The organism is Deefgea rivuli DSM 18356, from assembly GCF_000620145.1.
Classification (GTDB): domain Bacteria; phylum Pseudomonadota; class Gammaproteobacteria; order Burkholderiales; family Chitinibacteraceae; genus Deefgea; species Deefgea rivuli.
Map to the genome: position 1 here is coordinate 217328 of NZ_JHVM01000003.1, position 13627 is coordinate 230954.

Genomic DNA, 13627 nt, shown 5'->3' on the forward strand with positions numbered 1-13627 from the left:
ACTAGAAATTCAATTTAATGAAAAAAATAGCTTTTATTCTTTGCTCAATTCTATTCCTGGTAGCATGCAGTCGCCCCGCGTTTCAGGGCGCGGATATTACGGGCGGACCAATTGGCGGTAGCTTTACTTTAAGCGATCATCACGGGAAATTACGTAATAGCGAAGAATTCAAAGGCAAAGTCGTGGTGCTATTTTTTGGCTTTACGCAATGCCCCGATGTTTGCCCAAGCACTCTATCCGAATTGAAAGCCAGCATGAGCGCATTAGGTGAACAGGCCAAAGATGTGCAAGTTTTATTTGTTTCTCTCGACCCAGAACGCGATACCAACCAAATCCTCGCCGAATACGTTCCTGCATTTCACCCGGATTTTCTTGGATTAACAGGTAAGCCAGCGCAGCTAGAACAAATTACCAAAAAATTTCGCATTATTTCTCAAAAGCAGCCACAAGGTGATAGCTATAGTATTGACCATACAGCGGGCAGTTATTTAATTGATAAACAAGGCAATACCCGAGTTATGATTAATTACGGTGCTGGCGCTGCTGCATTTACGCACGACATTCAACAATTACTCGCCGAATAAAAATACTTGTACAGGATGCAAGATGTCAGAAGAAGTTAATGGCGGCGTTGCGCCAATCAATGAACAAGAAGATATTGCGCCCTATCGCATTACTGCAATTATGGAAATTGCTTTTGTTTTGCGCAGCTTAGCGCAAAACAATACCAATCTGGCAATTTACTTTAATGCTGGGCGCGACATGATGTTATCGCGGGTACTCAATGTCGATAGCAAAGCACAACAGTTTATTATTGATGTGGGTGGTCATGAGCCAAGCAATGCCGCGATTGCCCAAGCAGAACGCATTTTATTTGTAACCACGCTAGATGGCGTTAAAGTGCAATTCTCGGTGGTCAGCGTAAAATTAGGGCAATTTGAAGGAAAACCTGCTTTTATTGTGGGATTTCCAAAAGATTTAATTAAACTACAGCGCCGCGAGTTTTTTCGCCTACTCACCCCAATTACCAATCCATTAAGCTGTGATTTAACACTACCTAACGGCGTGAAAACCCAACTTGAATTACATGACATTTCACTCGGTGGTGCCGGAATATGGCTAAAAGACGAACAGCATACGCAAATGCAAGCGGGTATTATTATTCAGCATGCGTATTTTGATTTCGCTGCGGCGGGTACTGCAAAGTTAGATATTGAAATTCGCTCGACGCATCCCATTACGATGGCTCACGGCAAAGTGCGCTGGTTAGTTGGCGTGCGTTTTATCGATTTGCCACGTGGAATAGAAGCAAGTTTACAGCGGCTTTTGGCACACTTAGAAAGAGAACGAAAAACACTTATCGGCTGATCGTCACGTTCAGACGAGATTTAACAATACATTTTTTGCAATAATTAGCTAAACTCGGCCGACCTTCGATGCGGAAAATATAACCATGCACAAGCCCAATCAATTTGACCTCTTTGGCCAAAGACGCTTTTTGCCTTTGTTTTTAACGCAATTTGCAGGTGCATTTAATGATAATTTATTCAAAAATGCTTTTTTAGTTTTAATTGCGTTTCATGGTTTATCAACTGCGGGGCTTGATGCTGCAACTTTAGTGAATATTGCCGCCGGCGTTTTCATTCTGCCATTCTTCTTATTCTCTACTTTAGCAGGACAACTTGCCGAAAAATATGATAAAGCTAAATTGGCGCAATGGATTAAGCTGCTAGAAATCGCCATTATGTTGGTCGCTGGCGCAGGATTTATTTGGCATAATGCTGCGCTCTTAATGAGCTGCCTGTTTATGATGGGGATTCACTCTGCTTTATTTGGCCCACTTAAATATTCTGTTTTGCCACAGTACCTAAAAGACAAGGAAATTCTCGGCGGTAATGGCCTCATTGAAATGGGCACTTTTATTGCCATTTTATTAGGCCAAATTGCGGGCACTTTAATTATCCAGCATCAACCGCACGGCGAAACACTGGTTATTTGGGCGTGCGTCGGCGTAGCAATCATTGGTTATTTCTTTAGCCGTGCGATGCCTTCTGCTCCACCAACTGCACCAAACATAAAAATCGGCTGGAATATCTTTACTGAAACCACCAAAATTTTATCGCAAACCAAGAAAAACAAAACCGTTTTCAATAGTCTGCTTGGCATTTCATGGTTTTGGTTTTTTGGCTCGATCTACCTCACTCAATTCCCTAATTTTGCCAAAGAAGCACTGCATGGTGATGCCTCGGTATATACATTGCTGATGACTTTGTTTTCTTTAGGTGTCGGCATGGGTTCTATGCTGTGTGAAAAGCTTTCAGATGCCAAAGTTGAATTGGGATTAGTACCATTTGGTTCAATTGGACTATCTGTGTTTGCGATTGACTTATTCTTTGCGACGCAAAATTTAGTTCCCGCGGCGCATACAGCGCAAAGTTTCTTGGCTGAATTCGCGCATTGGCGTGTAATTATTGATCTATTTTTAATTGGCGTATTTGGTGGTATTTTCATTGTGCCGCTATATGCACTGATTCAAACTCGTACTGAACGTGAATTTACCTCACGCGCAATTGCCGCAAATAATATTCTTAATTCTTTATTTATGGTGATTGCGGCCGGGATGAGTATTTTATTGCTTAATGCAGGCGTTACGGTACAGCAATTGCTACTCATTGCAGGCATATTGAATATCTTTGTTGCAATTTATATTTACAGTTTAATTCCTGAATTTTTGATGCGCTTTTTAGTGTGGATCTTGACGCACACTTTATATCGAATCAAAAAGACGGGTCTTGAAAACATCCCAGAACATGGTGCAGCTGTTTTGACCTGCAATCATGTGAGTTTTATGGATGCATTGGTTTTAGCGGGTGCGATTCGCCGCCCTGTTCGCTTTGTGATGGATCATCGCATTTATAACCTACCTGTCATGAATTTTATTTGCCGAACTGCAAATGCCATTCCGATTGCACCGAGCAAAGAAAATCCAGAAATGAAAGATGCTGCATTTGCCGCTGTTGCACAAGCATTGTCTGATGGTGAAATCGTCGCTATTTTTCCCGAAGGGCGAATTACCCACAATGGCGAAATCAATCGCTTTATGCCGGGCATTGAGCAAATCATTAAAACGACGCCCGTACCCGTCATTCCAATGGCGCTACAAGGTTTATGGGGCAGTTTCTTTAGCCGAAAAGATGGCGCAGCAATGATGAAAATGCCACGCGGCATTTTCTCGAAGATCGGGCTTGTTGTTGGAGAGGCTATTCCACCGCAGGACGTAACTCGGCAGAAATTAGAGGATGAAATTCACCGACTTCGTGGTGATTGGCAATAAATAACACAGGCGACTCATTGAGTCGCCTTTTTATTAAGTACTCGTGCAAAAGTTTTCCAGCAAGGCGTAGCACCCGCGGCAGTATGTTTATTACGGCAAGCAGCTACAACGATGCTGGAGAAAACTGTTGCTTTACTACTTATATTATTTTGCAATTAACTTTAAGTGCATCTGATTATCTTGGGTACGAATATCAAATTTTTGGATAATATTCATCCCCATCAAAACTTCATTGCCCAAATTGGGAACCACACCCACGCTGACATTTTTAAATTCAAATGGGCCAAAACTTAAACTACCCAGTTTAGATTGATAGCCCTCAACATCGCCATTCGCAGTCTGGGCGGTAAACGGCTCACCGCGCGGCAAATCAAGGCGCTCGGCCAGCGCGCTACTAATTGTCATTGCACTGGCACCAGTATCCAGCAATAAAATAACCGGCTCGCCGTTGATACTGCCATTAACTCGAAAATGCCCATCTCGCGCCCGTGGCAACGTAATTTCACTACCCTGCCCTGAGCTTGAGATCATCATTTTGGGCTGATATTGCTGCGCGATAAATTGCGTAAACGTCCAATAAATCAGCAACAGCACAGCAGCCCAGAGTAAAACAATTGACCATGTTGAGCGCATAAAATCCTTGTGTATTGCCTTGTAGCGCTTAAAATACAAAGCCAACAAGGCAATACATCACTACACGACTAGATTGTCGATTTGATCGCTAACGACCATCCATGCCGCTTCACGTTCTGCTAATTTTTCTTTTAGCTTTAACTCACTGGCGAGGATTTTTTGCAGCGCATCTTTACGTTCCGGCAGATACAAAGTTTCATCGGTCAAAGTTGTGGTGATCGTTGCTTGTTCGGCCGTAATTCGCGCCATTTCAGCATCAATCCGCGCTAAATCCTTTTCTAAAGGTTTACGCGCGTTCGCAAGTTTTTGCCGCGCTTCAGCTTCGAGGCGTTTTTGCTCTTTGCGATTCACGTTGGTGCTTGGCTGGCTCGCGTTCACCACGGCATTAGCGGCAGATTTATCGCCACTACGCTTTTCTTGGCTGTAACGCGTGTAATCATCCAAATCGCCGTCAAATGGCGCAACGCGGCCATCTTCGATCAACCAGAAATCATCGACGGTCGCGCGCAAGATATGCCTATCATGCGAAACCACGATCAAAGCGCCATCGAAATCTTGCAGCGCAAACGTCAGCGCCTCACGCATTTCGATATCCAAGTGATTGGTCGGCTCATCGAGCAGCAAGAGATTCGGTTTTTGCCAAATCAATAGCGCCAAAGCCAAACGCGCTTTCTCACCGCCCGAAAACGGTGCAATTGGCCCCAAAGCCATAGCCCCATGAAAATTAAAGCCTCCCAAGAAGTTACGATGCTCTTGCTCACGCGTGTTCGGGTCGATTTTTTGCATATGCCATAATGGCGACTCGTCAATCCGTAGATATTCGAGCTGATGCTGGGCGAAATAACCGATCTTTAAACCCTTCCCTTCGGTACGAATCCCCGATAGCAAGTCTTGTTCGCCCGCCAAAGCGCGAATAAACGTCGATTTACCCGCGCCATTCACGCCGAGTAAACCCAAGCGTGCTGAATTATCAATGCTCAAATTCAGCTCTGACAAAATCGGATTATCCGCACTATAACCAGCAGCCGCTTTTTCCAAGTGCACCAAAGGATTCGGGCTTGAATCGGGCTCGCGGAACGAGAAATTAAACGGAGAATCGACGTGCGCCGCAGCGATTTTTTCCATTTTTTCGAGTGCTTTAACGCGACTTTGCGCCTGCTTGGCTTTACTGGCCTTGGCTTTAAAGCGCGTAATAAAGCTTTCTAAATGGGCAATTTGCCGTTGCTGCTTATCAAACGCTTGCGATTGCTGCGCGAGGCGCTCGGCACATTGATTTTCAAAATCTTCGTAAGTACCGGTGTAAATAGTGAGTTGCGCGTTATCAACGTGCAGAATTTGCTTGATGGTGCTATCGAGGAAGTCGCGGTCATGGGAAATAATCAGCAACATGCCCGGGTAGGTTTTTAGCCAATCTTCCAGCCAAACCACGGTTTCTAAGTCCAAGTGATTGGTCGGTTCATCGAGCAGCAACAAGTCTGAACGGCACATCAAAGCCTGCGCCAAATTCAAACGCATGCGCCAACCACCGGAAAAACTCGAGACTGGTTTTGAGTTTTCTTCTAAAGAGAAACCCAAACCAGCGAGTAATTTAGCGGCGCGCGCCGGTGCGGTGTAACCATCGATCGCATCAAGGCGGGCGAAGAGTTCACCATGCGCCATGCCATCGTTATCGTCATGGGCAATCGCATTGATTTCTGCTTCAATTTTGCGCAGTTCAAGATCGCCATCCAGCACGTAATCGAGGGCTGAACAAGGTAAAGCGGGGGTTTCTTGGGCAACGTGGGCAATGGCCACGCGCGGAGGCATTTCTAAATCGCCTTCATCGGCGTGAATTTCATCGCGCAGCAAGGCAAAAAAGCTGGATTTACCCGCGCCATTCGCGCCAACAATCCCAGTTTTTGAGCCAGGTTGTAGCGTGAGTTCAACGCGATTCAGGAGCACCTTAGTGCCGCGACGGAGTGTGAGTGTTTTAAGTCGTATCATGGGGCAGGATTCTAACAGAGCTAAGCCCTGCGAATGGGCTTGAGTAGCGGAAAATTAAGTACACACGAGTAACAAAAAGCGCTAAGCGAAGAAGTAGCGCTAGGCGAAAGCGTCAAAAATGACAGATTTAACTCGATAGTCGGTGTTTAAAAGATAAAAACATATTTAAGAATACGCAAAGTACAAAGTGTATATCACTGTAGTGCTTCATATTAAATGGCCACATCTAAATACCCACAATCAAACCAGATTGCTGCGCAACTCATTCAAAGCGCGATCCGTTAAACTACCTTCAAGTGCCAAGCGGCGCACCCGACCCGACGTCAAAGCTTCAAGCAGCTCGGTCTTCAAAAACGCCTTGCCATTGCCGCCAAGACGATTGGTAAACAAATAGCGGGTTTCTTGCGGGCTGATCCATGAAAGGCGTAAGCGCAGTACTTCGTCTTGCTCGCTAATCCATTCAACCCATTCACCTCGTAAAGGCAATTCACTTTGTGGCTCAGGAGCTTGAGTTTGTTGACTCACAAAAGGCAATGCGTCTTCTTTGAGCAAAACCTCATCATCCAACACAGGAATAGTCTGAGCAGTCACCAGCGGCGGCACATCAGCAACGGCCACTCGTAAACCATTACGAATCGCGGCAGCGTGACAATGCACCAGTTGCGCAAAGAACGCTTTGGCTTCATCACCGCTCATCCCTTCTGCACGCGCTGCATCCTCTAGCGTTTTGAGCATTTCCGGCAATAAATTCACCAGTTTGAAACGCTCTTCCGCGCCTTGCTTAGCCTCTACACTCCAGATGAGATTATCCATTGCCTTGAGTTTGCCAACGAATTCAGTGCCCGTTTCACCTTGTACCCCAAAACTGCGTGCCAGCGCTTTTGACCAATATTGCGCCAAAAACCCACGCACTAGCTCGGGTACATCGGGACGGCTCAAGCGCTCTTTAACTAATTCCTCACCGGTAATCACGCCCAATTCTGCGATCTCGTTTTGCACCAGCTCTTGCGCGTTTTCTTGTGCTGCAATTTCCGCCGACTGAGCTTCTCCGGCTAAAAATACATTAAGCGTATCCTGTGCATTTTGAAATACTGAAACATCATTAACAAATTGGCCACAAACCTGAGCCACAATCGCCGCTAGCTGATCGTAGCGATGCTCGCCTGGCGCCATATCAGGCGCATCTAAGGAGGCTTCAGCCAAGGTATCCAGCAAAAGCCGCGCACTGTGATTTTTACTCGCAAAAAATCCCGCATCCAGCATCGCGACTTTCAGCACAGGAATCTGCAAGCGGCCAATGAGACCTTTCACTGAATCAGAAAGCCGAGGGTCTTCAAAAATATGTTCGAACAGCATCGCGATGAGTTCTAGTGTCATCGCATCCATTTGCGGCAGATTTTTCGCCCAACCAGAGCTACGCAACATGCCAAGCATATTGTGCTGAAATAATGCAGCACCATTATCGTCACTCAAACCCTCTAAGCGCGGTGCTTTATGCTGCAAAACATCAAGAAACGACAGCCAGCCTGGGGCGTGCTCAACTGGTGCTGCTGCATAGTTCTGCTGGCTTTGCGCGAGCGCCGCTAAATGCGCGCCCAGTGGCAGCGCAGCTTCGGGCGCTTGAGGGTTCGCTACTTCAGATTGCGGACTCGTTGGCGCAATCGGTTCGCTGATCGGTTCAGGTACTGCAGATGACTTAGCATTAGCCTGACGTTTAATTTGATGCTGAGGCACAACTCGTTGCACATTTTGCGTAATCAAATATTGATTCACGTGATGATAAACATCTGCGACTTGATTCGATAATTCATTCTCAAATGCCTTGAGCGCAATTAAACGCGCATCCAAACCCGTTTCAAGCTGTTTGCAGGCTTGCATAAACGCATCGCAAATGGCTTCTGGCGACATCGGATTGCTGCTGCCATTTTCTTGTGCGGGCATCAAACCAGCAAAACGCTGCTCCAACTCAGTCAGCTCCTCACCTCCAGTATTTTTGAAGGCCTTGATAATTAAATCGGCAGATAGATTTTCTTCGTATTCTTCATTGGCGACCAAGCTGAGTTGGTCGGGTTTTGCACTCACTTTAAAAAATGGGCTATCCGCTTTCTGCGCCGGTGCAGCACTTGGTTTGAGCAAGCTATCGTTAAACGCCGCCAAGAAATTCAAACGGAACTGCTCGGCTAAAAATTCGCGTTTATTGTGGGTTTCAACGCGAGCGGCAAAGTAATCGTCGCGCAATTTACGATCAAATGTTTTATCGGCCAGCTCAAAATAAGTATCTTCTAAGCGCGCAAAAAATCCCTCCAACGATTGGCTGAGCATTTTAAGTGCCAAGTCACGGCAAGCCGCCAGCATCGGATCTGTCGCCGCAACGTGTGCACCACGGGCTGGACTGGATGGATTCGTGAATTGGGGTTGGCTCATGGCGTTGCCTCTAGGGAGTTTTGCTGCTTAATACACATATTAGCATTTAATGATATACAATTATTACCCGTTGGTCATTTAGATTCATACGGTCACGCGCAATATTTGTATTTGGTCTCTATTTTCTTCGCATTTCAATACCTTATGCCAGACTCAGCCTACTGAATAGTTCAGCAGATAGGTGGTAACCCCTGTTGGTATAGACGAAATCTAGGTCTAAAGTGAAACCCTAAACCTCGTCAATAGGCACAGAAAATGAGTCCAAATAGCATCTTGCAAGCGTTACAAGAATGGTCGCAACAACAAGGCGTACCTGAGATGAGCCCCATCATTCAGAGCTACTACGCCAATGTGCCCGAAGACGACTTGCAAGAGCGCGCGATAGAGGACTGGGGCGGTGCTGTGCTAGCACATCGCCGTATGGCCGCTGTGCGTTTACCGCAACAGCGCTTGCTGCGAATTTACAACCCCAATCTGAGCGAGCACGGCTGGCAGTGTCGGCACACGGTGATTGAAATCGTCCAAGAAGATTTGCAATTTTTGGTTGATTCGGTGGGTATTGTCCTGAATCAATTGAAATGCACTACTCACGGCGTAATACATCCGATCATGGATGTGGCGCGTGACGATTTAGGCCAACTCATTCCTCAAGCCAGCAAACCCAAAACTGCAATAAAAGAATCATGGATGCATTTTGAAATTAATCGCATCAGCGATGCCGCCACGCTTGCGCTGATTCAAAATGAAATCAATCAAGCCCTCGATAGTATTGCGATTGCGGTTGCCGACTGGCCTGCAATGACCGACCGCGTAACCGAGGCACTAGAGCAATTACGCGCTACGCCCACCACTCAAATCACGCCAACAATCAAAGAAACTGTCGCCTATTTAGAATGGTTGCTCGCCGGGCATTTTGTTTTTTTAGGTTTACGCGACTATCAATTTGAAGCTGGGATTCTCAATATCATCCCTCATTCGGGCAAAGGTCTGCTACGTGATGCGGGGCTACCCTCCCCTTCACATATTTGGGCTAGTTTGAGCCCCGATCTACGCGAAGTCGCCTATTCTCCTGAGCGCTTACTCATGCTCACCAAGTCGGATCGACGCTCTCTCGTGCATCGATCAGCCTATCTCGATACCGTTTTGCTACGTAATGTTAGCCCTGCGGGGCAACTCCTTGGCGAGCTTCGCATTATTGGTCTGTATTCAGCCAGCGCCTACACCACGCCACCACGCCAAATCCCAGTTTTACGACAAAAAATTGATCATGCAATGGCGCTATGCGGCGCAGAACTCACCGGTTATCGTGGCAAAGCCTTACTCAATGTGCTCGACACCTATCCACGCGACGAGCTGATTGAAATTGAAGCGCCCGAATTGGCGCGCATCGCCGATGGGATTGTCAGCCTGCACGAGCGGCACCGTGTCCGCGCCTTTTTTCGTGATGACATTTACCGTCGTTATGTATCGGTGATGGTGTTTGTGCCACGCGACAATTACAGCACTGACGTTCGCATCAAGATCGAAGCATTGCTGATGCAACATTTAAGCGGTAGCACCTCTGAATTTACTGTTTTTCTCGGCGACCATCCGCTAGCGCGAATTCATTACATTATCCGCCGCGATGCCTCCGCCAATACCGAGTACAAAGCGAAAGAAATTGAAGCTGAAATCGCCCAAGTGGCGCAGCGTTGGCAAGATGAACTACGCCAACAACTCATCCAAGGTAGTGGCGAGGAGCGTGGCGCGGCGCTACATCAAAAATACCTACACGCCTTCCCTGCGGCATACTGCGCTGATTTTGCCGCTCGCTCAGCGATTCATGATATCGAAGCGCTAGAAACCGCGCTCACAGAGCAAAATCTGGTCGCCACACTTACGCCTGGCAACGCCTTGGATGCCAGCATTTGGCGACTCAAACTTTATCAGCATCACGCAATTGAACTCTCTGACTGCCTCCCACTACTAGAAAGCCTAGGCTTACGAATTATTGATGAGCGCCCTTATGTGCTGCACTTTTCTACCCTGCCCGAGCAGCAAGCATGGATTGTTGATATCGGCATTCGCCTGCCACCCCAAGTTTCACTAGAGTCGCCCGAACAAAGGCAGCGCCTACTCGCCGCTTTTGTGGCGCTCAGCAAAGGACTAGCAGAAAACGACAAGCTCAATCAGCTCGTACTGCACAACGGACTGGCTTGGCGTGAAGTTTTGATTTTGCGTGCTTACTCACGCTTCTTAAAACAAGTCGCACTAAAATACGGAATGGAAACCATCGCCGATTGCCTATTGCGTCATGGTGCGCAGGCACAACAACTGGTTAATGCCTTCCAGCTCTTACACAATCCCGCTCAGCCCGAGCCAGCAGTTGCAGATATTGTGTTAGAAGAAATCGCTCAAGCCGCGCGAGCGATGCCCAATATTGATGACGAAAAAATCCTTAGTTCTTTGATGGCCGCGATTCGCGCAACTTTGCGGACTAATTTTTATCAAGATGGCGGCAATAAAGCCTATTTATCGATCAAAGTGGCCTCATCCGAAATCCCGATGATGCCGCAGCCTGTGCCGCTGTACGAAATCTTCGTCTATTCGCCGCAAATGGAAGGTGTGCATTTACGCGGCGGCAAAGTCGCTCGTGGCGGATTGCGCTGGTCAGATCGGCGTGAAGATTTCCGCACGGAAGTGCTCGGCTTAGTCAAAGCACAAATGGTGAAAAACACCGTCATCGTGCCCGTCGGCTCCAAAGGCGGCTTTATTGTTAAAAACCCACCCACTGAGCGAGAAGCATTTTTAGCCAGCGGCATTGCCTGCTATCAAATGTTTATTCGCGGCCTACTTGATCTGACCGACAACTTCCAAGATGGCCACGTGATTCCACCCAAAGATGTACTGCGCCGCGATGATGACGATCCTTATTTGGTCGTTGCTGCAGATAAAGGAACAGCAAGCTTTTCAGACATCGCCAATGCGATTTCGCAAGAATATGGCTTTTGGCTTGATGATGCTTTTGCCTCAGGCGGTTCAGTCGGCTACGACCACAAAAAAATGGGCATTACTGCGCGTGGCGCGTGGATTTCGGTTGAACGATCTTTCCGTGAAATGGGCATTGATACGAATAAAGATCACTTCACTGCGGTTGGTATTGGCGATATGTCGGGTGATGTGTTTGGTAATGGCTTACTGCGAACCAAAACCATTCAGCTGATTGCCGCTTTCGATCACCGACACATTTTCTTAGACCCCAAGCCCGACACCGAAGCCGCCTTTAATGAGCGCGCGCGTTTATTTGATTTGCCACGTTCTTCGTGGGCGGATTACGACGCCACACTCATTTCAGAAGGTGGGGGTGTATATCCCCGTAGCCTAAAGAAAATAAAGGTCTCCAACGATATACGTGCACTACTTCATATTGAAGATACAGAGCTCGAACCCGATCTACTAATTCAAGCAATTTTAAAAGCACCGGTTGATTTGCTCTACAACGGCGGGATTGGTACTTATGTAAAATCGAGCAGCCAAACCCATGCCGAGGCCAATGACAGGGGCAACGACGCGGTGCGTGTCGATGGTAAAGACTTGCGCTGCAAAGTCATCGCCGAAGGTGGTAATTTGGGCTTTACCCAATTAGGGCGCATTGAATACGCACTCAATGGCGGACGAATTCACACCGATGCAATTGATAATTCTGCCGGCGTAGATTGCTCAGACCATGAAGTGAACATCAAAATTTTACTCGGGCGAATTTTGGCCGAAGGCGATCTAACGCTTAAACAACGCAATGAAGTCCTCGCCAGTATGACCGACGAGGTGGGATTGCTGGTTTTACGCGATAACGAGCTGCAAACTCAGGCCGTTTCATTAGAATTTTCACAAGCGCTCTCCTTGCTGCCTGTGCACACACGGCTGATGCAAGCCTTGGAGCAAGCAGGAAAACTTTCACGTCGAATTGAGTATTTACCCAGCAATAGCCAACTGACTGAGCGGCAAGCACAGGGTTTAGGATTATCTCGCCCTGAGCTATCGGTGCTGATGGCTTACGCCAAAATCGTCATTAAACAAGAATTACTCAGTCAAGACTTAATTGACGCGCCGAAATGGAATTCGCTACTGCAGCAATATTTCCCTAGCTTATTGGTCGAGAAATTCAAATCTCAACTCGAAAAACACCCTTTGCGCCGAGAAATTATTGCGACAGTGCTCACTAACCATGTAGTTAACCGCTACGGCATCAGCAGTGTCTATCGCTTGCAAGAAGAGACCGAGAAAAATTGCAGTGATATTGTCGATGCGCTCATTTGCGCCGAATCGCTCCTTGGTAGTGAAGCGCTGGCGCTTGAAATTGAAAGCAATATCGAAAAAATCACCGCAGAAGGACAAAACCATCTACTGCTACAAGTGCGTCGGCAAACAGAACGCGTTGCGCGCTGGTTGCTGCAGCAAAACCTGAGTAATCTCGATCATATGCGTACGTGTGCGGCGCTGGCGCTACCGCAATTGCCGCAATTACTCAGCACAAGCCCATCGCATATTGCCCAAGCGGCGCAATGGCAGGCCACAGGGGTTGGCACTGAGTTGGCGATGAAAGTGCTGGCGATTCAAGAGGCGCAATCGCTGCTGGAGTTGAGCCTTTGCAGTAATGATTCAGGGCAATTGGCAGAACATATGCGGATTTATCTGGCGCTAGGCGATGCCCTGGGGCTCAAATGGTTGGCACTGGCGATTGAGCAATTGCCGCGTGACAATCGTTGGCAAACCTTGGCGCGGCTTGCTGTGCGTGATGATTTGCAACGTCTGCATAGCGAGTTATTTAAGCAGGCATGGGCGCAGCATCAAGATCAGCTCGATCTATGGTTAACGCAAAACCAAGCCGCACGCGAACGTGTCGCTGCAATGTTTGCCGAATTGAGCGCAGCAACACCAGACTTAGCAATGATCTCAGCGGCACTACGCGAATTACGCCACCGTTTGATTGCGTAACTGGTTTTTACACCATCGATTCAAACGTCAAGGCTGGAGTCCACGAAAAGCACGAAATACACGAACAAAACCATCTCTATTTAGGCTATGACGCGGGCGATATCGACGTGAATGTGTAGAGACTTTGGTGTTTTTCGTGCCTTTCGTGTATTTCGTGGACTCGACTTTTGAATTTTTAGCATCACATCTGCCTCTCATTTCCCACTGCGGGTAAACCGAGTTTCGATTTACCCTACTTTAACAAGGCACTCGCTGATATAATTCTCGGCTTTTGCAATT

Annotated in this window: 7 protein-coding genes; 4 read left to right on the plus strand and 3 right to left on the minus strand. The window is 47.4% G+C overall.

Annotation, left to right across the window (positions count from 1 at the left end; all coding sequences use genetic code 11):
* Window positions 1–17 precede the first annotated feature (17 nt).
* The 3 genes from Q320_RS0101035 to Q320_RS0101045 all read left to right on the plus strand — a co-directional run bounded on the left by Q320_RS0101035 (window position 18) and on the right by Q320_RS0101045 (window position 3334).
* The gene (locus Q320_RS0101035) at window positions 18–584 is read left to right on the plus strand and encodes an SCO family protein (RefSeq protein WP_027467457.1); all 567 of its coding nucleotides are present in this window, start codon (window positions 18–20) and stop codon (window positions 582–584) included.
* Between the two features lie 22 nt (window positions 585–606).
* Window positions 607–1368 carry a flagellar brake protein gene (locus Q320_RS0101040; RefSeq protein ID WP_027467458.1) on the plus strand — a complete coding sequence of 254 codons (762 nt, stop codon included), beginning with the start codon at window positions 607–609 and terminating at the stop codon, window positions 1366–1368.
* A gap of 85 nt (window positions 1369–1453) precedes the next feature.
* On the plus strand, window positions 1454–3334 hold the full coding sequence (locus Q320_RS0101045) for an MFS transporter (protein ID WP_027467459.1): 1881 nt from the start codon (window positions 1454–1456) through the stop codon (window positions 3332–3334).
* Between the two features lie 144 nt (window positions 3335–3478).
* Here the strand turns inward: Q320_RS0101045 and Q320_RS17925 are convergent, their stop codons facing one another.
* From Q320_RS17925 to Q320_RS0101060, 3 genes are all read right to left on the minus strand, one after another.
* The gene (locus Q320_RS17925; RefSeq protein ID WP_051534357.1) at window positions 3479–3967 is read right to left on the minus strand and encodes a retropepsin-like aspartic protease family protein; all 489 of its coding nucleotides are present in this window, start codon (window positions 3965–3967) and stop codon (window positions 3479–3481) included.
* Between the two features lie 60 nt (window positions 3968–4027).
* A complete protein-coding gene (locus tag Q320_RS0101055; protein ID WP_027467460.1) occupies window positions 4028–5950 on the minus strand; it encodes an ATP-binding cassette domain-containing protein in 1923 nt (640 codons plus the stop codon).
* A 240-nt stretch (window positions 5951–6190) separates the two neighbouring features.
* The gene (locus Q320_RS0101060) at window positions 6191–8374 is read right to left on the minus strand and encodes a DUF1631 family protein (RefSeq protein WP_027467461.1); all 2184 of its coding nucleotides are present in this window, start codon (window positions 8372–8374) and stop codon (window positions 6191–6193) included.
* 255 nt (window positions 8375–8629) lie between these two features.
* On the opposite strand from Q320_RS0101060, the gene Q320_RS0101065 reads away from it, so the two are divergent.
* The gene (locus Q320_RS0101065) at window positions 8630–13348 is read left to right on the plus strand and encodes an NAD-glutamate dehydrogenase (RefSeq protein ID WP_027467462.1); all 4719 of its coding nucleotides are present in this window, start codon (window positions 8630–8632) and stop codon (window positions 13346–13348) included.
* Window positions 13349–13627 lie beyond the last annotated feature (279 nt).